The sequence below is a fragment of the Pseudomonas thivervalensis genome (assembly GCF_001269655.1).
Classification (GTDB): Bacteria; Pseudomonadota; Gammaproteobacteria; order Pseudomonadales; family Pseudomonadaceae; genus Aquipseudomonas; species Aquipseudomonas thivervalensis.
Genome location: NZ_LHVE01000019.1, coordinates 40,396 through 62,958 on the forward strand (window position 1 = coordinate 40,396; position 22,563 = coordinate 62,958).

The 22,563-nt window shown below is 64.0% G+C and carries 20 protein-coding genes; 13 read left to right on the forward strand and 7 right to left on the reverse strand.

All coding sequences use genetic code 11. The features are described 5' to 3' along the window. Window positions 1–12 precede the first annotated feature (12 nt). Genes AD659_RS24610 through nrdR form a run of 3 tightly spaced genes read right to left on the reverse strand, consistent with a single transcriptional unit; the run spans window position 13 to window position 2,316 of the window. Entirely contained in the window at window positions 13–675 is a 663-nt protein-coding gene (locus AD659_RS24610; protein WP_053125813.1) for a riboflavin synthase, read from the reverse strand. A gap of 46 nt (window positions 676–721) precedes the next feature. Next, window positions 722–1,855, reverse strand: coding sequence for a bifunctional diaminohydroxyphosphoribosylaminopyrimidine deaminase/5-amino-6-(5-phosphoribosylamino)uracil reductase RibD (gene ribD / locus AD659_RS24615; protein WP_053125815.1), 1,134 nt, complete (start codon window positions 1,853–1,855; stop codon window positions 722–724). Then, the gene (gene nrdR / locus AD659_RS24620; RefSeq protein ID WP_025129365.1) at window positions 1,852–2,316 is read right to left on the reverse strand and encodes a transcriptional regulator NrdR; all 465 of its coding nucleotides are present in this window, start codon (window positions 2,314–2,316) and stop codon (window positions 1,852–1,854) included. The genes ribD and nrdR overlap by 4 nt, the downstream gene beginning before the upstream one ends. A 127-nt stretch (window positions 2,317–2,443) precedes the next feature. Between nrdR and AD659_RS24625 the strand changes: the two genes are divergently transcribed. The 3 genes from AD659_RS24625 to trxA all read left to right on the forward strand — a co-directional run bounded on the left by AD659_RS24625 (window position 2,444) and on the right by trxA (window position 4,622). Next, window positions 2,444–2,908 (forward strand): YbaY family lipoprotein, encoded by a 465-nt coding sequence (locus AD659_RS24625; RefSeq protein ID WP_053125817.1) that lies wholly within the window; start codon window positions 2,444–2,446, stop codon window positions 2,906–2,908. After that, complete coding sequence (locus tag AD659_RS24630; protein WP_053125819.1) at window positions 2,905–3,561, forward strand: class I SAM-dependent methyltransferase; 657 nt, start codon at window positions 2,905–2,907, stop codon at window positions 3,559–3,561. The genes AD659_RS24625 and AD659_RS24630 overlap by 4 nt, the downstream gene beginning before the upstream one ends. 188 nt (window positions 3,562–3,749) lie before the next feature. Beyond that, window positions 3,750–4,622: a thioredoxin gene (gene trxA, locus AD659_RS24635; protein ID WP_053125821.1), complete on the forward strand. Its 873-nt coding sequence runs from the start codon at window positions 3,750–3,752 to the stop codon at window positions 4,620–4,622. A gap of 108 nt (window positions 4,623–4,730) precedes the next feature. Here trxA and AD659_RS24640 read toward each other — a convergent pair whose 3' ends face one another. Then, window positions 4,731–5,081 carry a hypothetical protein gene (locus AD659_RS24640; protein WP_053125823.1) on the reverse strand — a complete coding sequence of 117 codons (351 nt, stop codon included), beginning with the start codon at window positions 5,079–5,081 and terminating at the stop codon, window positions 4,731–4,733. A 120-nt stretch (window positions 5,082–5,201) separates the two neighbouring features. Here AD659_RS24640 and AD659_RS24645 point away from each other — a divergent pair, with 120 nt between their 5' ends. The 5 genes from AD659_RS24645 to AD659_RS24665 all read left to right on the forward strand — a co-directional run bounded on the left by AD659_RS24645 (window position 5,202) and on the right by AD659_RS24665 (window position 9,380). Continuing rightward, a complete protein-coding gene (locus AD659_RS24645; protein WP_053125824.1) occupies window positions 5,202–5,792 on the forward strand; it encodes a DUF2796 domain-containing protein in 591 nt (196 codons plus the stop codon). A 124-nt stretch (window positions 5,793–5,916) separates the two neighbouring features. Continuing rightward, window positions 5,917–6,627 (forward strand): ABC transporter ATP-binding protein, encoded by a 711-nt coding sequence (locus AD659_RS24650; RefSeq protein ID WP_053125826.1) that lies wholly within the window; start codon window positions 5,917–5,919, stop codon window positions 6,625–6,627. A gap of 1 nt (window position 6,628) precedes the next feature. After that, on the forward strand, window positions 6,629–7,894 hold the full coding sequence (locus AD659_RS24655) for an ABC transporter permease (RefSeq protein WP_053125828.1): 1,266 nt from the start codon (window positions 6,629–6,631) through the stop codon (window positions 7,892–7,894). An 11-nt stretch (window positions 7,895–7,905) separates the two neighbouring features. Continuing rightward, window positions 7,906–8,424 carry a DUF3299 domain-containing protein gene (locus AD659_RS24660; RefSeq protein WP_013694320.1) on the forward strand — a complete coding sequence of 173 codons (519 nt, stop codon included), beginning with the start codon at window positions 7,906–7,908 and terminating at the stop codon, window positions 8,422–8,424. A 257-nt stretch (window positions 8,425–8,681) separates the two neighbouring features. Next, window positions 8,682–9,380, forward strand: coding sequence for an OmpW/AlkL family protein (locus tag AD659_RS24665; protein ID WP_053125830.1), 699 nt, complete (start codon window positions 8,682–8,684; stop codon window positions 9,378–9,380). A 139-nt stretch (window positions 9,381–9,519) separates the two neighbouring features. Here AD659_RS24665 and AD659_RS24670 read toward each other — a convergent pair whose 3' ends face one another. Both AD659_RS24670 and AD659_RS24675 read right to left on the reverse strand, forming a co-directional pair. Then, complete coding sequence (locus tag AD659_RS24670; protein ID WP_053125833.1) at window positions 9,520–10,449, reverse strand: NAD-dependent epimerase/dehydratase family protein; 930 nt, start codon at window positions 10,447–10,449, stop codon at window positions 9,520–9,522. Beyond that, the gene (locus AD659_RS24675; RefSeq protein ID WP_053125835.1) at window positions 10,442–11,326 is read right to left on the reverse strand and encodes a sugar nucleotide-binding protein; all 885 of its coding nucleotides are present in this window, start codon (window positions 11,324–11,326) and stop codon (window positions 10,442–10,444) included. Before AD659_RS24675 ends, AD659_RS24670 begins: the two co-directional genes overlap by 8 nt. Before the next feature lie 295 nt (window positions 11,327–11,621). Here AD659_RS24675 and AD659_RS24680 point away from each other — a divergent pair, with 295 nt between their 5' ends. After that, window positions 11,622–15,935: a DEAD/DEAH box helicase gene (locus tag AD659_RS24680; RefSeq protein ID WP_053125837.1), complete on the forward strand. Its 4,314-nt coding sequence runs from the start codon at window positions 11,622–11,624 to the stop codon at window positions 15,933–15,935. 187 nt (window positions 15,936–16,122) lie between these two features. Here the strand turns inward: AD659_RS24680 and AD659_RS24685 are convergent, their stop codons facing one another. Continuing rightward, entirely contained in the window at window positions 16,123–18,234 is a 2,112-nt protein-coding gene (locus AD659_RS24685; RefSeq protein ID WP_082343611.1) for a mechanosensitive ion channel family protein, read from the reverse strand. A 287-nt stretch (window positions 18,235–18,521) separates the two neighbouring features. On the opposite strand from AD659_RS24685, the gene AD659_RS24690 reads away from it, so the two are divergent. The 4 genes from AD659_RS24690 to AD659_RS24705 are packed head-to-tail and all read left to right on the forward strand — an operon-like array spanning window position 18,522 to window position 22,540. Beyond that, window positions 18,522–19,448 carry a DUF72 domain-containing protein gene (locus AD659_RS24690; RefSeq protein WP_053125841.1) on the forward strand — a complete coding sequence of 309 codons (927 nt, stop codon included), beginning with the start codon at window positions 18,522–18,524 and terminating at the stop codon, window positions 19,446–19,448. Continuing rightward, on the forward strand, window positions 19,445–20,257 hold the full coding sequence (locus AD659_RS24695; protein ID WP_053125843.1) for an endonuclease/exonuclease/phosphatase family protein: 813 nt from the start codon (window positions 19,445–19,447) through the stop codon (window positions 20,255–20,257). Before AD659_RS24690 ends, AD659_RS24695 begins: the two co-directional genes overlap by 4 nt. Next, entirely contained in the window at window positions 20,254–21,552 is a 1,299-nt protein-coding gene (gene clsB, locus AD659_RS24700) for a cardiolipin synthase ClsB (protein WP_053125845.1), read from the forward strand. The genes AD659_RS24695 and clsB overlap by 4 nt, the downstream gene beginning before the upstream one ends. Beyond that, complete coding sequence (locus tag AD659_RS24705; protein WP_053125847.1) at window positions 21,539–22,540, forward strand: lysylphosphatidylglycerol synthase domain-containing protein; 1,002 nt, start codon at window positions 21,539–21,541, stop codon at window positions 22,538–22,540. Before clsB ends, AD659_RS24705 begins: the two co-directional genes overlap by 14 nt. Window positions 22,541–22,563: the final 23 nt, after the last annotated feature.

A 22,563-nucleotide genomic window follows, 5' to 3' on the forward strand; every position in this document is an offset into this window, starting at 1 on the left:
CACCCCCTTGGGTCAGGATTTGAGGTAGCCGTTGGCGGCCAGAAAACTTTCAGTGATGTTACCTGCAGCAGGCTCTGCGGCCTTGTCGCCCAACAGCAGGCGCTCCAGGTAACGGGCCAGCAAGTCGACTTCCAGGTTGACCCGGCGACCTGGCCGGTACGAAGCCATGATGGTTTCGCTCAACGTGTGGGGAATGATCGTCAGCAGGAATTCGGCGCCATCCACCGCGTTGACCGTCAGGCTGGTGCCGTCGACGGTGATCGAGCCTTTATGGGCGATGTACTTGGCCAATTCCTTCGGCGCGCGAATGCGAAACTCCACGGCGCGGGCGTTATCCGTGCGCGAGACCACCTCGCCGACGCCGTCCACGTGGCCGCTGACCAGGTGCCCGCCCAGGCGAGTGGTGGGGGTCAGGGCTTTTTCCAGGTTCACCGGGCTGCCGCTCTTGAGGTCGTTCATGGCCGTGCAGTCGAGGGTTTCGCGGCTGACGTCCGCCAGGAAACCGTTGCCGGGCAGTTCAACGGCGGTCAGGCAGACGCCGTTTACCGCGATGCTGTCGCCCAACTTGACGTCGCTCAGGTCGAGCTTGCCGGTTTCGACGTAGACCCGCACATCGCCGCCCTTGGGGGTGAGTGCACGGATGCTGCCGATGGATTCGATGATGCCGGTAAACATGGAGTCCTCCTCGAGAACAGGCCGCCGCTTGAGCGAAAGCCGGGAATTATACGCTGGCCGGTGGAACGGGAACGGCGATGACTCGCCAGTCATCGCCCACGGCGCGGATTTCGGTGATTTTCAGCTGTGGGGCGTCCTTCATCTGCGCCAGCGGCCAGTCCAGCAGTGGCCGCGCCGAAGAACCGAGGAACTTGCCGGCGATGAAGATCTGGAATTCGTCCACCAGTCCCTGCCGGGCGAAAGCCCCCGCCAGGCGCGGACCGGCCTCCACCAGCACCTCGTTGACGCCACGGTTCGCCAGTTCCACCAGCAGGCGATGCAGGTCGACCTGACCGTCATCGCCCGCCACGATCATGCATTCGGGACCGTTGGCGTATTGTTCTTCCACCGCCATGCAGGTAGCGACCAGCGCCGGACCGGCCTTGAAAAACGCCGCATCCAGCGGCACCCGCAGGCGCCCGTCCACCAGCACCCGCAGCGGCGGACGGCTCATGACCAACGCGGTCTGCTCGGCATCGAGCCCCAGCTCATCGGCGCGCACGGTCAGCCGGGCGTTGTCCGCCAGCACCGTGTCGGCGCCGGTCAGCACCACGCTGGCCTGGGCGCGCAGGCGTTGCACCGCCGAGCGTGCGGCGGGGCCGGTGATCCATTGGCTTTCGCCGCTTTCCATGGCGGTACGGCCATCGAGGCTCATGGCGAGCTTGACCCGCACGAACGGCAGGCCGTGCTCCATGCGTTTGAGGAAACCTTCATTGAGCGTGCGCGCTTCGCCTTCCAGCACGCCGCTTTCGGTGGCGATGCCGGCCTGGGCCAGGCGTTGCAGGCCGCGTCCGGCGACTTCCGGGTTGGGGTCCTGCATCGCTGCCACCACCCGCGCCACACCGGCATTGACCAGCGCATCGGCACACGGCGGCGTACGCCCGTGGTGGCTGCACGGTTCGAGGGTCACGTAAGCCGTGGCGCCCCGGGCGTTGTCGCCGGCGGCACGCAGCGCATGGACTTCGGCATGAGGCTCGCCAGCGCGGATGTGCCAGCCTTCGCCGACAATCTGTCCGTCCCGCACGATCACGCAACCGACCCGGGGGTTGGGGTGGGTGGTGTAGTGACCGCGCCGCGCCAACTCCAGGGCACGAGCCATATAGTGCGCGTCGAGAACGGCCTGCTGCGCCGAGGCGGTCATTGTTTCACCGGTTCGCGGGCCAGGCGGTCGATTTCTTCGCGAAACTCGTTCAGGTCCTGGAAACGCCGGTACACCGAGGCGAAACGGATGTAGGCGACTTCGTCGAGCTTCTGCAGCTCGGTCATCACCAGCTCTCCGACCACCAGGGACTTGACCTCGCGCTCGCCGGTCGCCCGCAGCTTGTGCTTGATGTGCACCAGCGCCGCTTCCAGGCGCTCGACGCTCACCGGGCGTTTTTCCAGGGCGCGCTGCATGCCGGCACGCAGTTTTTCTTCGTCGAACGGCTGGCGACTGCCGTCGGTTTTGATCAGGCGCGGCAACACCAGTTCAGCGGTCTCGAACGTCGTGAAACGTTCGCCGCAAGCCAGGCATTCGCGACGGCGGCGGACTTGTTCGCCCTCGGCGACCAGTCGCGAGTCGATGACCTTGGTGTCGTTGGCACCGCAGAAGGGACAGTGCATGGTGGCAGGCAACAAAAAAAGGGAGGGCCATGGTAGCGCATCCCACTGGCAAGACAAGCCATAGGGTTTACGGTATACAGACGGGCTTACCGTCAGATCCATGGAATTCACCTTGCTGGAGCCACACATGCCGCTACGATCGCTCGTTTTGCTCAGTCTTTTCAGCCTGCTGATGGCGTGCAGCAGCGACGCCCCCAAGCCCACCCCGCCCGCCCCGGCCCCCGCGCCGAAACAGGCCCAGGAAAAGGCCCGGCAGGCGGCCGATTTGGGGCCGCTGCCGGCGTATCAGCGCGAATTGAGCGGCACCTTGCAAGGCGTACCGGCCGGGGCCGAGGTCGAATTGGCGCTGCTGGTGATCGACGAAAAAGACCGGCCGCAGCAATTGCTGGCCAGTTCCAGCCTGATCGGCACCAACCAGGCCCTGCCCTTCCGCCTGCGTTTCAATCCCGATGCGTTCCCGGCCGGTGCCCGCGTGGAACTGCGTGGCCGCGCCAGCCAGTCCGGCCAGTTGATCCTGCATCTGCCGGAGCAACGCATCAACCAACCGACCACCCAGGCATTGGGCGCCCTGCAATTCGTCAAAGCGCCATGAGTGCACCGCAGGACCTGCAACGGGCGTTGAGCGAGTTGCTGGGCGACGCGCGTCTGGTGGCTTGTCCGCTACCCGACGCCGACTTGACGTTGTGGCTGATCGACGGCGACAACATGGACCGCGCCTTCAGCCCGGAGGAAACCCGCCGCATCCTCCACGAACCACCCTACTGGAGCTTTTGCTGGGCCAGTGGCCTGGCGATGGCCCGCTACCTGGCCGAACAACCGCAGTGGGTCGCGGGCAAGCGGGTGCTGGATTTTGGCGCCGGCTCCGGCGTGGCGGGGATCGCGGCGGTCAAGGCCGGGGCATTGGAAGTGGTCGCCTGCGACCTGGACCCGCTGGCGATTGCCGCGTGCCAGGCCAATGCCGCGCTCAATGGCGTGGCGCTGGGTTATTCGACGGATTTTTTCGCCGAGACCGATCGCTTCGAGCTGATCCTGGTCGCCGACGTGCTCTACGACCGGGCCAACCTACCGCTGCTCGACCAGTTTCTCAGCCGTGGTCGCGAGGCGCTGGTGGCCGACTCCCGGGTGCGGGACTTCCAGCATCCGCAGTATCGACGCATCGAAATGCTCCAGGCCATGACCTTGCCCGATCTGGCCGAGCCGGAAGAGTTTCGGCACGTGAGCCTGTACCACGCGCGGCGCGGCTAAAAGCTTCGCGAGCAGGCTCGCTCCCACAAGGGACTTTGTTCAGTTCACAGAAAGTGCAGGCACCACAAAACACTGTGGGAGCGAGCCTGCTCGCGAAAGCGGCTTATCAGGCGCCGCAAGGCCCCGCTTTCAGCCACCCCCCACCAAGCCGTATAGTTGCCCCATTCAAGCGCTCTACGAGATTGCCCATGACTCAGGAAACGCCCTACATCTTCGACGCCACCACGGTCGATTTCGACCAATCGGTGATCGCCAACTCTTTTCATAAACCGGTGCTGGTGGATTTCTGGGCCGAGTGGTGTGCACCGTGCAAGGCGCTGATGCCAATGCTGCAAACCATTGCCGAGAGCTATCAGGGTGAACTGCTGCTGGCCAAGGTCAACTGCGACATCGAGCAGGACATTGTCGCCCGCTTCGGCATTCGCAGCCTGCCGACGGTGGTGCTGTTCAAGGACGGCCAGCCCGTCGACGGCTTTGCCGGCGCCCAGCCGGAGTCGGCGGTGCGGGCGATGCTCGAACCTCATGTGCAGATGCCGCCGCCGGCTGCGGCCGATCCGTTCGAACAGGCTCAGGCGCTGTTCGACGACGGTCGTTTCGCCGACGCCGAAGCCGTGCTCACCGTGTTGCTGGGTGAAGACAACACCAACGCCAAGGCGCTGATCCTGTATGCCCGCTGCCTGACCGAGCGCGGCGAACTGGACGAAGCGCAGACCGTGCTCGACGCAGTAAAAAGCGACGAGCACAAGGCCGCCCTCGCTGGCGCCAAGGCGCAGATCCAGTTCCTCGGCCTGGCCAAGCACCTGCCGGACGCCGCCGACCTCAAGGCCCGCCTGGCAAAAGACCCGCAAGACGATGAAGCGGTGTACCAACTGGCGATCCAGCAACTGGCGCGCCAGCAATACGAAGCGGCCCTCGATGCGTTGCTCAAGCTGTTCGTGCGTAACCGCAGCTACAGCGAAGGCCTGCCCCACAAGACCTTGCTGCAAGTGTTCGAACTGCTGGGCAACGACCATCCGCTGGTGACGACCTATCGCCGCAAGCTGTTCGCGGCGTTGTATTGATTCCCCTGTAGGAGCTGTCGAGCGAAGCGAGGCTGCGATCTTTTGATATTTCGCTCGAGACTCAAGCGTTAGGGGTAAAGATCGCAGCCTCGCTTCGCTCCTCAGCTCCTACGCGGTTTCGTGCCAGCTGTAGAGCGGTGTATCGCCACCGCTAATGACTTTTACATCCGGGCTATGACGCAAGCGCACCAACAAGCGCTTGCCCGCCGAGGCGCTACCGGTCAGGCCTTCGAGCTGTTCCAGCAGGTCCGGGCCGCTCAGTTGCCCGGCCTTGCGCAGCAGTTCCTTGGCGATCTGCCACTGGGCATCATCTTGATTCGCCGGTTTGGCCGCAGGCGCCACTACGCTCTCGGACTTGGCCACTTGCAACTGCGCGCCGAGCTGCGCCCAATCGCCCTCATCCATTTCAATCGTCAAGTCCACCGGCCACTCGCCGACGGTTCCGCGTATCCGCAACATCACTGTGCTCCTGAATATTTCATGTACGCATGCTCCCATGGCCCTTGCGCGACGCCAAGCAGACGGTCAAACTCTCCGCACTTTCGTTATAAGATTACATAACCTTTTCGGAGACTCGCCATGCGTCGTCTGCTTCTCGCTTTGCCGTTCGCCCTGCTGCCATTGGCTGTCGCTCATGCGGCGGTGGAGCATGACCACGATCATGATCACGAACATGGCAGCCTCGGCGCCCATGAACACGGCGTCGCTCGACTGAACGCTGCCCTGGATGGCCAGACCCTGGAACTGGAGCTGGAAAGCCCGGCGATGAACCTGGTGGGTTTCGAACACGCCGCCACCAGCGATGCCGACAAGGCCAAGGTCGCCGCCGTACGCGCGCAGTTGGACAAGCCACTGGCGCTGTTCAACCTGCCCGCCGCCGCCCAATGCACCGTGGCCCAGCAAGAACTGGAAAGTCCATTGTTCGGCGATGAACCGGACCACGAAGACCATGACGAAGACGCCGATGGTGACGAGCACCACGGCGAGCACAGTGAGATCCATGCTCACTACCAATTCACCTGCGCCATCCCAGGTGCGTTGAAGAACCTGGACCTGGCGACACTGTTCAAAACCTTCCCGGCCACCCAGAAAATTCAGGTACAACTGATCAGCCCGAGCGGCCAGCAAGGCGTGGAAGTGACGGCCAAGGCGCCAGCCCTGAAATTCTGAATACACAATGTGGGAGCGAGCCTGCTCGCGATGGGGTCGGCACATTCAGCCCAGTGTCGCCTGACACACCGCTTCGCGAGCAGGCTCGCTCCCACAGGTGTTCCCTTACCTTGAAATCACAACCATGACCCAAGCACTCATCGAACTGTCCGACCTGGGCTTCAGTTGGCCCGGGCACCCGCCCTTGCTGGATATCCCGGCGTTTCGCCTGGAAGCCGGCGAAACCTTGTTCCTCAAGGGCCCGAGCGGCAGCGGCAAGACCACACTGCTGGGGCTTCTGGGCGGCGTGCAAACGCCGGATCGCGGCAGCATCCGCCTGCTCGGCCAAGAACTCAGCGAGCTGGGCGCCGGCCGCCGCGACCGCTTTCGTGTGGACCACACCGGCTACATCTTCCAGCAGTTCAACCTGCTGCCGTTTCTCTCGGTGCGCGAGAATGTCGAACTGCCCTGCCACTTCTCCAAGCTGCGTGCGCAACGGGCCATCCAGCGCCACGGCAGTGTCGATCAAGCCGCCGCCACGCTGCTGGCCCATCTGGGTTTGACCGATGCGAACCTGCTGGAGCGCCGCGCCGACTCGCTGTCCATCGGCCAGCAACAACGGGTCGCCGCCGCACGGGCGTTGATCGGCCAACCGGAACTGGTGATCGCCGACGAACCGACTTCAGCCCTGGACTACGACGCCCGGGAAAACTTCCTGCGGCTGTTGTTCGCTGAATGCCGCGAGGCCGGGTCGAGCCTGTTGTTCGTCAGTCATGACCAGAGCCTGGCGCCGCTGTTCGACCGCCACCTCTCGCTGGCCGATCTCAATCGCGCCGCCACGCCACTCGAGGTCTGAGATGTATTTGTTCCGTCTAGCCATGGCCAGCCTGGCGAACCGCCGCTTCACTGCGATCCTTACCGCGTTTGCCATTGCGCTGTCGGTGTGCCTGCTGCTGGCGGTGGAGCGCGTGCGCACCGAGGCCAGGGCCAGTTTCGCCAGCACCATCAGCGGCACCGACCTGATCGTCGGTGCCCGCTCCGGTTCCGTGAACCTGCTGTTGTACTCGGTGTTTCGCATCGGCAACGCCACCAACAACATCCGTTGGGACAGCTTTGAGCAATTCGCCAATAACCCGAAGGTGAAGTGGGCGATTCCCATGTCCCTCGGCGATTCCCATCGCGGTTATCGGGTGATGGGCACCACCGAAGCCTACTTCGAGCATTATCAGTACGGTCGCCAGCAACACCTGGAACTGGCCGATGGTCGGGCGTTCGCCACCGATCCGTTCGAAGTGGTGCTCGGCGCCGAAGTGGCCGAGGCGCTGCATTACAAACTCGGCGACAAACTGGTGCTGGCCCACGGCGTGGCAGCGATCAGCCTGGTCAAGCATGACGACAAGCCCTTCACCGTGGTCGGGATTCTCAAGCGCACCGGCACCCCGGTGGACCGCACGCTGCACATCAGCCTCGGCGGCATGGAGGCGATCCACATTGACTGGAAGAACGGCGTACCGGCCCAGGGCAATGGGCGTATCAGCGCCGACCAGGCCCGCAACATGGACCTCACGCCCCAGGCGATTACCGCGTTCATGCTTGGCCTCAACAGCAAGATTTCGACCTTTGCCTTGCAGCGCGAGATCAATGAGTTCCGCGGTGAGCCGCTGCTGGCGATCCTGCCCGGCGTGGCGCTGCAGGAGTTATGGAGCCTGATGGGCACAGCGGAGAAAGCCCTGTTCGTGATTTCGCTGTTCGTGGTCCTGACCGGGTTGATCGGCATGCTCACGGCGATCCTCACCAGCCTCAACGAACGCCGCCGGGAAATGGCGATCCTGCGGTCGGTGGGGGCGCGGCCGTGGCACATCGCGACCCTGCTGGTGCTCGAAGCCTTTGCCCTGGCGCTGGCCGGGGTCACCGCCGGACTGGCGTTGCTGTACATCGGCATCGCCGCCGCCCAGGGTTACGTGCAGTCGGCCTACGGCTTGTACTTGCCGCTGGGCTGGCCGAGCGAATATGAATGGACGCTGCTGGCTGGCATCCTGGTCGCCGCCCTGTTGATGGGCAGCGTGCCGGCCTGGCGCGCCTATCGCCAATCGTTGGCCGACGGCCTGTCGATCCGTCTATGAGGACCTTGAAGATGCCCCGCGCCCTGCTAGCGCTGTTGATGATGGTCGCCCTGCCGCTGTGGGCGGCCGAGCCGAGGGACCTGGCCTGGTCGGAAATGATCCCGCCGGACGCGCCGCCGGAAGTGCCGAACATGACACCGCTGCATGACCTGTCGAAAATGAGCGACGCCCTCGCGGCCGAGTCCGCGCCAGCGGCCAAGCAGGACCTGCCCAACGCCCCGGTGGTCAAGGCCCTCGACGGCCAGCAGATTCGCTTGCCGGGCTACATCGTGCCCTTGGAAGTCAGCGAGGAAGGTCGCACCACGGACTTCCTGCTGGTGCCGTATTTCGGCGCTTGCATCCATGTGCCGCCACCGCCGTCGAACCAGATCGTGCATGTGAAAAGCGAAGTCGGGGTCAAGCTCGACGAGCTGTACCAACCGTACTGGGTCGAAGGGCCGATGCAGGTCAAGCCGTCCACCAGTGAACTGGCCGATGCCGGGTATCAGATGGAGGCTGAGAAGATTTATGTGTATGAGCTGCCGGAGTGAACCTGGTGGTGAAGTGTTGTTGATGAGATAGCTATCGCGAGCAGGCTCGCTCCCACAGTTGATCGGGTTTCTTCAGAGGGAATGCGGTCTAATGTGGGAGCGAGCCTGCTCGCGATGGGGCCCTCAAGGTTTGCTCATCATCATTTCATTGAGCTGAGTCAATTAAACACCCGCTGACTCATTGAGCTGTGTCAAAAGACCGGTCCAGACGGCTTCGTACCATGGGACATCAATTTTAGATGCCTTCTGGAGCCCCCATGAACAAGTCCTTGCTCAGCGCTTCCCTCGTTGCCCTCGCCCTCGCTGCCCCGCTCGCCCAGGCCCATACCGCCGGCGACATCATCGTTCGCGCCGGTGCCATCACCGTCAACCCGGACGCCGACAGCTCCAGCGTCAAGGTCGATCGTGGCCCGCTGGCCGGCGCCGACCTGGGTGGCAAGGCGACCATGAGCAGCGACACGCAACTGGGCCTGAACTTCGCCTACATGCTGACCAACAATTGGGGTATCGAACTGCTGGCGGCCTCGCCGTTCGAGCACGACGTGAAACTCAAGGGCACCGCCCTCGGCGCGGCCAATGGCAAGCTCGGCACCCTCAAGCACCTGCCGCCGACCCTGAGCCTGGTCTACTACCCGCTCGACGCCAAATCGGCCTTCCAACCTTATGTCGGCGCGGGCATCAACTACACCTGGATCTACGACGAACACGTCGGCAGCGAAGCCAGCGCCAATGGCTTCAGCAACTTCCGGGCGAAAAACAGCTGGGGCATGGCCTGGCAAGTCGGTGCCGACTACATGTTGACCGACAACATCATGATCAACGGTCAGATCCGCTACATCGACATCGACACCACCGCCTATGTCGACAACAACGCCGTGGCCGGTGGCACCCGGGCCAAGGTGGATGTCGATGTGGATCCGTTCGTCTACATGGTGGGGTTGGGTTACAAGTTCTGACCCAAACTTGAAGGTACAAACATCCCTGTGGGAGCGAGCCTGCTCGCGATAACGGTGGATCAGTCAGCAACACTGTTGACTGACACTCCGCTATCGCGAGCAGGCTCGCTCCCACATTAGGTTAATGGTTGCTGAGAACTCAGCGCCCCAACAACCTCGCCAGCCCCACGCTCATTGGTGTTTGCGGTGGAAAGCTGAAGCGCTGCAACAACCGCTGGTTGTCCGCCCGGGAGTGGCGGATGTCGCCGGAGCGCGCCGGGCCGTAGCTGATTGGCGGCAGGTCGCCCACCACGGCGGCCAGGGCCTGGAGCATCTGCTTGAGGGTCGTGGCCTGGTTCCAGCCGACGTTCACCGCGCCCACTTCCACCTCGGGCTTTTCGATGGCCTGCACCAGCACGTCCACCAAGTCTTCGACATAGACAAAATCCCGGGTCTGCTCGCCGTCGCCGAACACGGTGATCGGCAGGCCTTTCTGCGCCCGTTCGCTGAAGATGCTGATGACCCCGGAATACGGCGAGGACGGGTCCTGGCGCGGGCCGTAGATGTTGAAGAAGCGGAACACCACCGGCTCCAGGTCGTGCTGACGGCGATAGAAGTCGAAGTAGAACTCGCTGGCCAGTTTGTCGGAGGCATAGGGTGTGAGCGGCGCCTTGGGGGTGTCTTCGTCGATGGATTGACCTTCGCCGTTGTTGCCGTAGACCGCTGCGCTGGAGGCAAACAGCACCCGCTTCACACCGCTCTGGCGCATGGCTTCGCAGACATTCAAGGTGCCGATGAAGTTGCTCTGGTGGGTGCGCACGGGGTCGTCCACCGAAGCCTGCACCGAGGCCACCGCCGCCAGGTGCGCCACGGCGCTGCAGCCGGTCATGGCCCGGGCCACCAAGGCCGCATCGGCGACGTCGCCTTCGATCAGTTCGACCGCTGGGTTGTCCAGTGGCAGGTTGCTGCGCTTGCCGGTGGACAAGTCATCGAGGATGCGCACCGCATGCCCCTTGGCGAGCAGGGCGTCAGTCAGGTGTGAACCAATGAAACCCGCGCCGCCGGTGATTAAAACAGGGCCTTTAGCCATGGCGATAAAACCTATCCAGTAAACCCGGGAGTGCTGCGCGCCAGGCGCGGGGCTTGATCCCGAAAGTGTGCAAAATTTTCTTGCAGGCCAATACCGCATGCTGCGGTTCTTCCGCGGCGTCCGGTCGTGCGGCATGGGCCTGGGCGGTAGGCGACTCGATGGCCAGCGGATGCAGGGCACGGGCTTCGGTGAGGATCGCCTGGCCCAGCGCCAGCGGCGTGGTCGCCTCGTGCCCGGCGTAATGATAAGTGCCCCACAACGGCGCCGCGCAATCGAGTTGCTTGAGCACCGAAATGATCACCCGCGCGGCATCGTCCACAGGCGTCGGATTGCCCCGCCGGTCGTCGGCCAGCAACAACTCTTCGGGCTGCTCGGCCCGAGTCAGGAAACGACCGAGGATGCCATCGGCGCTGTCGTCCAGCAGCCAGCCGAACCGTAGCAGCACATGTTGCGGGCAGGTGGCACGCACGCTTTGTTCGATCCGCCACAGCGCCTGGCCCCGCACGCCCAGGGGCACCGGTTCATCCTTTTCGCTGTAGGCCGTGGCGCGGGAACCGTCGAACACCCGATAGCTCGACGGTTGCAACAAGACGATGTTGTGATGCTGGCACAGCTCGGCCAGCCGCTCGACAGCGCGCTCCTGGCTGGCCAGGCGCTGTTCGCTGACGGCCTCGGCCTGGAACCAGTCGAAGTAGTACGCCAGGTTGATCAAGGCGTCCGGACGGGTGTCGTCGAGCAGTTGCGTCAGGCTCGCGGCATCCCAGCCGTCTTCGGGCGGGCGGGGGGCAAGAAAACCGATGTCTTCTTCTGCACCGAGGCGAATCAGCGCCTGCCCAAGGGCATTTCCGCCGCCCAGTAACATAAGGCGCATTCGCATAAAGTCAGCAGGCCCAGTCTATTGGCACAAGAATTTGGTCGATAACGCCCGCAGGCGTTGTCGGAATCGTTGCATTTTGCGGGTTTAGTGCGCAACCGTCATCCGCAATGTGCAGATCGCCGGGTTTGGGTAGGCCTTGAGGCCGCTATCGCGAGCAAGCTCGCTCCCACAGGGATCGCATGTACACTGGAGATCCCCTGTGGGAGCGAGCTCGCTCGCGATGGGGCCGGAACAGGCAATAGAGGTCCCGGACGGTACTTGCATCCTCCCCACCCCACCCGCCTAAACTGCCCCCATGAATCTGCCCCTTGCAGCCGACCACGCCATGGCAGGCTTTCACCCCGCCGTTCGCGCCTGGTTCAGCCAGACCTTCCCGGCGGTCACGGCCGCCCAGGCCCGGGCGTGGCCGTTGATCGGCCAGCGTCGTTCGACCCTGGTGGCGGCGCCTACCGGCTCGGGCAAGACCCTGACGGCTTTTCTCGCGGTACTCGATAACCTGGTGCACCGCGGCCTGGAACAAGGCGGCCTGCCGGACCAGACCCTGGTGGTCTACGTCTCGCCGCTCAAGGCCCTGAGCAACGATATCCAGATCAACCTGCAGAATCCCCTGGCCGGCATCACTGAACAGCTGCAACAAATGGGCTTGCCACCCTTGTCGATCACCACCGCCGTGCGCACCGGCGACACGCCGCAGAAAGACCGCTCGGCGATGCGCAAGATCGCGCCGCACATCCTCGTGACCACGCCCGAATCACTCTACGTGTTGCTCGGCTCCGATTCCGGCCGGCAGATGCTCGCCAGCACGCGCACGGTGATCGTCGACGAAATCCATGCCATCGCCGCCAGCAAGCGCGGCAGCCACCTGGCCTTGAGCCTGGAACGCCTGCAAGCCCTGTGCGCCGAACCGCTGATGCGCATCGGCCTGTCCGCCACGCAAAAGCCCATCGAAGCGGTCTCGCGCTTTCTCGTCGGCGAAGGACGCACCTGTGACATCGTCGACATCGGCCACGCCCGTCCCCGCGATCTGGACATCGAGGTGCCGCCGGTGCCCCTGTCGTCGGTGATGGCCAATGACGTCTGGGAATTGGTCTACAACCGCCTCGCCGACCTGGCCCGGGAACATCGCACCACCTTGGTGTTCGTCAACACCCGGCGCCTGGCCGAACGCCTCAGCCGCCATCTGAGCGAACGCCTGGGCAAGGACGCCGTGGCCGCCCACCACGGCAGCCTGGCGAAGGAATTTCGCCTCGACGCCGAACAACGCCTCAAACGCGGCGAGTTGAAGGTGCTGATCGCCACCGCGTCCCTGGAGCTGGGCATCGATATCGGCGATGTCGACCTGGTCTGCCAGATCGCCTCGCCCCGCTCGATCTCGGCGTTTCTGCAAAGAGTCGGTCGCTCCGGCCACCAGGTCGGCGGCACGCCCAAGGGGCGTCTGTTCGCCACCACCCGCGACGACTTGATCGAATGCGCAGCCCTGCTCGACTGCGTGCGCCGAGGCGAACTGGACGTCCTGCACATTCCCAAGGCACCGCTGGACGTGCTGGCCCAGCAGATCGTCGCCGAAGTCAGTTGCCAGGAATGGTCGGAACAGGCGCTGCTGGAGACCTTCCGCCGCGCCTCGCCCTACGCCGAGCTGGACGAAGAGCATTACCAGGCGCTGTTGCAGATGCTTGCCGAAGGCCTCAATGGCCGCCAGGGCGTGCGCAGCGCCTACCTGCACCGCGATGCCGTGACCCGGACCTTGCGCGGGCGCCGGGGCAGCAAGCTGACGGCGGTGACCAGCGGCGGCACGATTCCGGACAACGCCGACTACAGCGTGCTGCTCGAACCCCAGGGCTTGAACATCGGCAGCGTCAACGAAGACTTCGCGGTGGAGAGCATTGCCGGCGATGTATTCCAACTGGGTAATACGTCCTACCGCATCATCCGCGTCGAGACCGGCCGCGTGCGGGTCGAAGACGCCCAGGGCCAACCGCCGACCATTCCGTTCTGGCTCGGCGAAGCCCCAGGGCGCAGCGCCGAGCTGTCTTTCGCCGTGGCGCGCCTGCAAACCCAACTCGACCGACTGCTCGGTGCCACGCCGGGCGACCTGCAACCGGCCCTCGACTGGCTGACCGGCACCTTGCACCTGAACCTTGCCAGCGCCGAACAACTGATCGATTACCTGGCCCCGGCGCGCCTGGCCTTCGGCGCCCTGCCGTCCCAGGACACGCTGTTGATGGAGCGTTTTTTCGACGAGTCCGGCGGCACGCAACTGATCATCCACACGCCCTTCGGCAGCCGCATCAACCGCGCCTGGGGCCTGGCCTTGCGCAAGCGCTTCTGCCGCACCTTCAACTTCGAATTGCAGGCCGCCGCCAGCGAAGACGCTATCGTGCTCTCGCTGTCCACCAGCCACAGCTTCGAATTGGACGAGGTCTGGCGCTACCTCAACAGCCACAGCGCCGAACAGATCCTGGTCCAGGCAGTGCTGGATGCACCTCTGTTCGGCGTGCGCTGGCGCTGGAACGCTGGCGTGGCCCTCGCGTTGCCGCGCTACACCGGCGGGCGCAAGGTCGCCCCGCAGATCCAACGCATGAAGAGCGAAGACTTGATCGCCAGCGTGTTCCCGGACCAGATCGCCTGCCTGGAAAACCTCGCCGGTGAGCGGGAGATCCCCGACCACCCGCTCGTGGAGCAGACCCTCGACGATTGCCTGCACGAAGCCATGGACAGCGAAGGCTGGCTGGCGTTGTTGCGGCGCATGGAGGCGGGTGAGGTTCGCCTGATCAGCCGCGACCTGCCGGCACCTTCGCCATTGGCGGCAGAAATCCTCAGTGCCCGCCCCTACACCTTTCTCGACGACGCACCGCTGGAAGAACGGCGGACCCAGGCGGTGATCAACCGGCGCTGGAGCGATCCACAGGCCACCGACGACCTTGGCGCGCTGGACGCCGAGGCCATCCAATCGGTTCGGGATGAGGCCTGGCCGACGCCGGCCAATCTCGATGAGATGCACGAAGCCTTGATGAGCCTGGCCGGCATCGCCGACAGCGAAGCCGAGGCCCACGCGCCGTGGCTGGATTGGTTGCAGGCACTGGCCGCGAGTGGGCGCGCCAGCCATCTGCAGATCAGCGCCGAGCGTGGTATCTGGGTGCCCCTGGAACGCCTGACTTGCTGGCAAGCCGTTTATCCACAGGCCCATTGGCAACCGGCACTGGCCCCGCTGGCCGGCTTCGATGAAACCTGGGACAGCGACGAAGCCCTGGTGGAAGTGCTCCGCGCCCGGCTCAGTGCCTTTGGCCCGCTGCCGTTGAAGGCCATTGCCTACCCGCTGGGATTGTCGACACCGCAGGTCACCCAGGCCCTGGCGCATCTTGAGCAGCAAGGCTACGTACTGCGGGGGCGGTTCACGCCGGGCACCGGGCAGGAGGAATGGTGCGAACGGCATTTATTGGCGCGGATCCATCGCTACACGGTCAAGCGCCTGCGCCGGGAAATCGAGCCGGTGATGCTGCAGGACTTCATGCGGTTCCTGTTCGACTGGCAGCACCTGTCGACATCCAGCCAAGGCCGGGGCAATGCCGTGCTGCCGTCGATCCTCGGCCAGTTCGAGGGCTACCCGGCCGCCGCGTCAGCCTGGGACAGCGACCTGTTGCCCGGGCGGATCAAGGATTATTCGCCCGCTTGGCTCGATGAGTTGTGCCGCAGCGGCAAGTGGATCTGGACACGCCTGAGTGCACGCCAGAAACCTTCCGCCAGCGCATTGCGCAGTACGCCGGTGGTGTTGCTACCGCGCAGTCAGGTGGCGTTGTGGAGCAGCCTGGCCGGACCGACAGCCCTCGAGGAACTGTCACCCAAGGCGCAAAAGGTCCATCAGGCCCTCTGCGAACACGGCGCGCTGTTTTTCGATGAGCTGGTCCACGAAGCCCACCTGTTGCGCAGCGAACTGGAGATCGCCTTGCAGGAGCTGGTGGGTGCCGGCTTGGTCAATGCCGACAGCTTCGCCGGTTTGCGCGCCCTGATCACTCCGGCCAGCAAACGTCAGGCCCGCAGCAGCCGGCGCGGGCGCGGCGCGTTTATCGGCGGCATGGACGACGCCGGTCGCTGGGCCTTGTTGCGCCGCAGCCAACCCGCTCCCGTGGAAGGCAACCGCCCCGCGCCCACCGCCCCGGAAACCCTGGAACACATCGCCATGACCCTGCTGCGCCGTTACGGCGTGGTGTTCTGGCGCTTGTTGGAACGGGAGGCCGACTGGCTGCCGAGTTGGCGCGAGCTGCTGCGCACTTTTCATCGCCTGGAGGCGCGGGGCGAGATTCGCGGCGGGCGTTTTGTCAGCGGCCTGGCGGGCGAACAATTCGCCCTGCCCGAGGCCATCGCGCTGCTGCGCGAAACCCGCCGCCGCCCTGCTGACGGCAGTCTGGTGGCGGTGTGCGGCGTCGATCCGCTGAACCTGGCCGGCACCTTGCTGCCGGGGGCAAAAGTGCCGGCGTTGGCGAGTAATCGGCTGGTGTATCGGGATGGGTTGCCGGTAGCGGCGCAGATTGCCGGCAAGCAGCAGCTTTGGGTGGAGTTGGATGCTCAAGGCATGGCTGAAATTCGCACTAAGCTGAGTCAATACCTTTAGCCAGACACCCGAGAAACTGTGGCGAGGGAGCTTGCTCCCGCTGGGCCTGTAGGAGCTGTCGAGTGCAACGAGGCTGCGATCTTTCCGCTGCAAATTGAGTCGAGAGTGAAATATCAAGATCAAAAGATCGCAGCCTTCGGCAGCTCCTACAGCGCAGCCGAGCGGGAGCAAGCTCCCTCGCCACGGGTTATCGGGCAAGCTGGTCGGACGGCTTCGATGGTGCCTCCGTCGAATGCGCTGAATTTTCGACTTGCGTATCCAACCGCTGGGGCATCACCACCTGCTGTGGATAAGTCTGCGCAAAGTGCACCGCCGGGTGGTTATCCACAAGCTTCTTCAGCCGCTGGTTGAACGCCCGGCTCACCGCATACTGCCCGCCCGACACGGTGCGGAACTGCGCGGTGAGCACCACGCCGTTGAGGTCCATCTTGTCCACGCCGAACACATCCAGCGGCCCTTGCAGGTTGAACTTGAGGAATGGGTCTTCGCTAATCGAACGACCGGCTTCGCGAATCAATTCGATGGCCTCGTCCACGTCGCTGTCATAAGTGAACTGCACGGAGAAGAACGCAAAGGCAAATTGCCGGGACTGGTTGGTCACGGCCTTGATCTGGCCGAACGGCACCGAATGCACGAACCCCTTGCCGTCGCGCAAGCGCAGGGTGCGGATGGTCAGGCCTTCGACGGTGCCGGCGTGGCCGGAGCTGAGCACCACCCAGTCGCCGATGGACAGCGTGTCTTCGATGATGATGAACAGCCCGGTGATGACGTCCTGCACCAGTTGCTGCGAACCGAAACCGATCGCCAGCCCCACCACGCCGGCACCGGCCAGCAACGGCGCAACGTTGATACCCAGGTTGGCCATGGTGGTGATTGCGCAGATCACCACCAGGATGATTTTCGCGGCGTTGCGCAACAGCGGCAGGATGGTCTTGATCCGGGTGCTGGGCTGACGGGCCCCGCGCTTGTTCAGTGGCGGCTTCAAGGCTTCCTGGATCGCCGTGTCGAGTACCACCCAGGTGAGCCAGGTCATCAGGAAAATCAGGCCGATGCGGCTCAGCGAGTCGCTGATCGCCCGGCCGACGGCATTGCGCGAGGCGAATTCGAACAGGGAAATCCCCCAGATCCGCCCGAGGATTTCAATGAATGCCACCGCCATGACGATCCGCAGCAACGCATGCAACAAGCTCAACAATCGCCCCTTGTAGGCGCTGTTGCGCTGGATGGCTTCGGCCTTGGGCGACTTGAAGACATGTTGGAACACGGTGCTGAGAAACACCGTCGCGATCAGCAGGATCGTGGTGAACAAGGCGCAACGCAGGGCTTTCTGGTTGTCCTCGCCGACGCCGATCAGGCTCACCGCCGACACCAGCACCATCAGCAGGATCGGCCAATACCAGAGCCCGGAGAAAATCCGCAGCGACTCCTGCAAGGCCGGTTGTTTCAAGCGTTGGGCCAGCGGGCGGTTGCGGATCAGGTGCGCCACCGGCCGGCGCATGTGAATCACCAGCCAGCCAAAGATCATCGACGCCGACAACCCGGTGAACACCGCGACGCTGCTGGTAATGTTACTGCCCAGTTGCCGAGCGATCTGCGGGCTGGTCAGGGCGTCGCTGAGGGCGGCGAGAAAGCCGATCAGGAACAACGGCCGCGGGCTGAAATGCCGAATGATCGCCACTGCCCGGCGTTTGTGCCCGGCGTTGAACATCACGATCACGCAGAGCAACACCGAAGTGGAGAAAATGCCGCTGCTGGTGGCGTAGGCGAAGCACAGCGCCAGGGCGCGACCGACCGAGACTTGCAGAAAGTGGCTGACATAAAGGGTCAACGGCAGGCAGGCCACCGCCGGCAGGGTATAGGGCAACAGATAACCGAGCAGGTCGTGCACGCGCTGGCGAGTACGCAACCAACGGCGCCGACCGAGACGTCGCACCAGCAGTCGCGCGCCGGCCCACAGCAGCGCAAACGTCCCCAGCCACACGCCAGAGAGCAACAGGAAATCCCCCGCCACGCGCCAGGAAGACCGGGCGGTCTGGTCCACCAGCCGGTCCACCTCATCCGCCGCCCGATCCGCCCGCAGGCGCCAGGCGTCCACCAGGCTCTGGTTGAGGTCGAGCTTGTCCTGGACGTCGTCGATGCTCGAACTGATGGCCCCCAACAAACCGCCCTGCACCAGAGGCGCGGGTTCGGCGGGCGGTTCATCGGGCTTGGCGGTGCCGGGGACCGCGGCGGTCCCGTAGGCGCTGGTGCCGGTCAGCGCCAGCAGGAACAGCAGCAATACAGTGCTCAATCGAGACAAAACGCGAGGCTCCTTTGCACGGGGTCGGTAAGGAACTGATCAATATCGGGCCGGCAAGTTCGCCCGGAAGATCAATGCAACCCCTGTGGCGAGGGAGCTTGCTCCCGCTGGGGCGCGTAGCGGCCCTGTTTTTTGGGGGCTGCTGCGCAGCCCAACGGGAGCAAGCTCCCTCGCCACAGAATCCGCGTCCCCCTCTTCCGTCGGTAAGACCATCGAAACTTTCCGGGCCGCGCGACAGTCATCAAAAGACACAGGCGGTACGAGGTCATTGGCACGGGGAGGGATACATGACGGCGATCCACATTGGTATTTCCGGCTGGCGCTACACGCCATGGCGGGGGGATTTCTACCCCAAGGGGCTGACCCAGAAACGGGAATTGCAATTCGCCTCGCGAGCGGTCAACAGTATCGAAATCAATGGATCGTTCTACGCCCTGCAACGCCCCGAACGGTATGCCCAGTGGTATGCCGAGACCCCGCCCGGCTTCGTGTTCAGCGTCAAGGCTCCGCGCTTCATCACCCATATCAAACGCCTGCGGGACATCCACAAGCCTTTGGCCAACTTCTTCGCCTCCGGCGTGCTGGAACTCAAGGAGAAACTGGGGGCGATCCTCTGGCAGTTCCCGCCCAGTTTCAAATTCGACCCCGATCTGTTCGAAGACTTCCTCAAGCAACTGCCCCACGACACTGAAGGCGCCGCTGCCCTGGCCCGGGAGCACGAGCCGCGCCTGGACGGCCACGCCAGCACCGAGACCGATAAGAAACGCCCGCTGCGCCACGCCGTGGAAATCCGCCATGAGAGCTTCATCGACCCGCACTTCGTCACGCTGCTCAAGCGCTACGACGTGGCGCTGGTGATCGCCGACACCGCCGGCAAATGGCCCTATCGCGAAGACGTCACCAGCGATTTCGTCTACCTGCGCCTGCACGGCGCCGAAGAGCTGTACGCCAGCGGCTACACCGACGCGGCGTTGAAGCGCTGGGGCGACCGGATCGAGGCCTGGAGCCACGGCAAGCAGCCGAGCGACGCGCACCTGATCGACCCGGACAAGAAACCCCGGGCACGCAAGAGCCGGGAAGTGTTCTGCTATTTCGACAACGACATCAAAGTCCGCGCGCCCTACGACGCACGTCATTTGCTGGAACGCTTCCATCTGGACAAGGAGCTCGCCACCGCACCCGGCGAGCGCCCGGCCGAAGGGGTGTTGCCATGAACCGTCCAGAACACAGCGAAGCGACCCACGAGCCGACCCAACAACGCCCCCAGGATCTCGACCGGGTCAGCCGTTTCACCGTACTGACGGTCAACACCCACAAGGGCTTCACCGCCCTGAACCGGCGCTTCATCCTGCCGGAGCTGCGCGAAGCGGTGCGCAGTGTGTCCGCCGACGTGGTGTTCCTGCAGGAGGTGCATGGCACCCACGAACACCATCCCCAGCGCTACAGCAATTGGCCAAGCATGCCGCAATACGAATTCCTCGCCGACACCCTCTGGCCACAGTTCGCCTACGGGCGCAATGCGGTGTACCCGGCGGGCGACCATGGCAATGCGCTGCTGTCGAAATTCCAGATCATCCGCCACGAGAACCTCGACGTGTCCATCAGCGGCCATGAAAGCCGCGGCATGCTCCACAGCGTGCTGCGCCTGCCGGGCGGCGAAGGCCAGGACGTCCATGCCATTTGTGTGCACCTGGGGTTGCGCGAAGGCCATCGCGTCGAGCAACTGAAGCTGCTTTGCCAGCGCCTGAGCGAGTTGCCGCCGGACGCGCCGGTGATTGTCGCCGGCGACTTCAACGATTGGCTCGGCAAGGCCAACGACCTGCTCGAACCCTGCGGCCTGCGAGAAGTGTTCGCCGAACAGTGGGGCAAACCGGCCCGCAGCTTTCCGGCACGCCTGCCGATCCTGCGCCTGGACCGCATCTACGTGCGCAACCTCAAGGCCCATCACGCCAAGGTATTGAATGTACGCCCCTGGTCGCACCTTTCCGACCATGCACCGCTGTCGGTGGAGATCGAATTATGAGTGCGACGATGGACAAGGCAACGGTGGAAAAAGTCGAGGTGCCGCCGACCGAACGCGACCCGGCGCTGGCCGATATCGAATACGGCTGGCACGGGAACAACCGCGTCACTCTGCTGGAAAATGGCGAGGAATATTTCCCACGGGTATTTGAGGCGATTCGTCGCGCCCAGGAAGAAATCCTGCTTGAGACCTTCATTCTCTTCGAAGACAAGGTCGGCGTTGAACTGCGGGATCTGCTGGTGGATGCGGCCCGACGCGGCGTGCGGATCACCGTCAACCTCGACGGCTTCGGCTGTGGCGAGCTGACCACCGAGTTCCTGGCATCGTTGAGCGACGCCGGGGTGCGCTTGCAGATGTTCGACCCGGCGCCCCGGCACCTGGGGATCCGCACCAACTGGTTCCGCCGCCTGCACCGCAAGATCGTGGTGGTGGACGGGGTGATCGCGTTCATCGGCGGGATCAATTTTTCCGCCGACCACCTGGGCGATTTCGGCCCCGAGGCCAAGCAGGATTATTCCGTGGAGGTCAAAGGCCCGGCGGTGGTGGATATCCATCACTTCGCGCTGTTGCAGAGCGGCCGGCCTGCCCGGGCCAAATACTGGTGGCAACGCCGCCGCAGCCGGCGCAACGAGCTGGCGTTCAGCGACCATGACGGCCAGGTGCGCCTGGTCTACCGGGATAACCACGAGCATCAGACCGACATCGAAGAGGTCTACCAGCAAGTGCTGCGCAGCGCCAAACGGCGGGTGGTGATCGCCAATGCCTATTTCTTCCCCGGCTACCGGTTACTGCGCGAGATCCGCAACGCCGCCCGGCGTGGGGTGGAAGTGCGGCTGATCCTGCAAGGGCAACCGGACATGATGATCGCCAAACTCGCGGCGCGGATGCTCTACGACTATCTGCTCAAGGCTGGCGTGACGATCTACGAATATTGCGAGCGACCACTGCACGGCAAGGTCGCCCTGGTGGACGAGGACTGGAGCACCGTCGGTTCGAGCAATCTTGACCCGTTGAGCCTGTCGCTGAACCTGGAAGCCAACGTGCTGATCCGCGACCGAGCGTTCAACCGCGAGCTGTTCGAGCGCCTCGACCATCTGAGCCGCGAACACTGCACCGCCATGCCCGAAAACCACGCGCCGCGGGGCCTGCTATGGCGCATGACCATCGGCTTCATGGTGTTCCACTTCTTGCGTCATTTCCCGGCCTGGGCCGGCTGGTTGCCGGCTCATAAACCGCGTCTGAAACCTTTTTCGCCGCCAACGGCGGTCCGGAGCGAACCCCATGAACCACTCTGAAGCGCACACCGCGCCGAGAGATGCCCATGCGCCGGAACAGGCCAAGCCAAAATCGCGCTGGAGTCGCTGGAAACGCCCGCTGACCCTGGCTTTTTTCCTGCTGCTGATCGTGCTGTTCACGGCCCTGGCCCGGCGCATCGACTGGTCCGAAGTGTTCGCCACCCTGGCCGACTTCAAGGTGCGCACCTTGATCATCGCCGCCGCGCTGACCATCACCAGTTTCATCACCTATGCCTGCTTCGACCTGATCGGCCGCACCTACATCCGCCAGAAACTCGGTTGGCGGCAGATCTTGCCGGTGGGGGTGATCAGCTACGCCTTCAACCTCAACCTCAGCGCCTGGGTCGGCGGTATCGCCATGCGTTATCGGCTGTATTCGCGGCTGGGGGTCAGCACCGGGAACATCGCCAAGATCCTCGGCCTGAGCCTGGCCACCAACTGGTTCGGCTACATGACCCTGGCCGGGGTGGTGTTCAGCAGCGGCCTGGTGACGATGCCGCCGGGCTGGAAACTCAGCAGCGATGCACTGCAAGGCGTGGGCGTGCTGTTGTTGCTGGCGAGTGCCGGGTACCTGGCGGCCTGCCGGTTTTCCAAGCGTCGGGCCTGGACCGTTCGCGGCATGGAAATCAACCTGCCGTCGCCACGCATGGCGGTGCTGCAACTGGCGTTGGGCGCGCTGAACTGGTCATTGATGGCGGCGGTGATCTTCACGTTGCTGCCCAGCAAGCTGGATTACCCGGTGGTGCTCGGGGTGTTGCTGATCAGCAGCATTGCCGGGGTCATCACCCACATTCCGGCGGGGCTGGGGGTGTTGGAGGCGGTGTTCATTGCCCTGCTGCAACATGAGGTGTCGCGGGGCAGCCTGCTGGCGGGGTTGATTGCTTACCGGGCGATCTACTTCATCTTGCCGTTGCTGATTACCGTGGTGATGTACCTGGTGATCGAAGCGAAGGCCAAGGCGTTGCGGGTCAGGCCTGGGCTCAAGTGATGGGTTTCCCGTGGCGGCCTCAT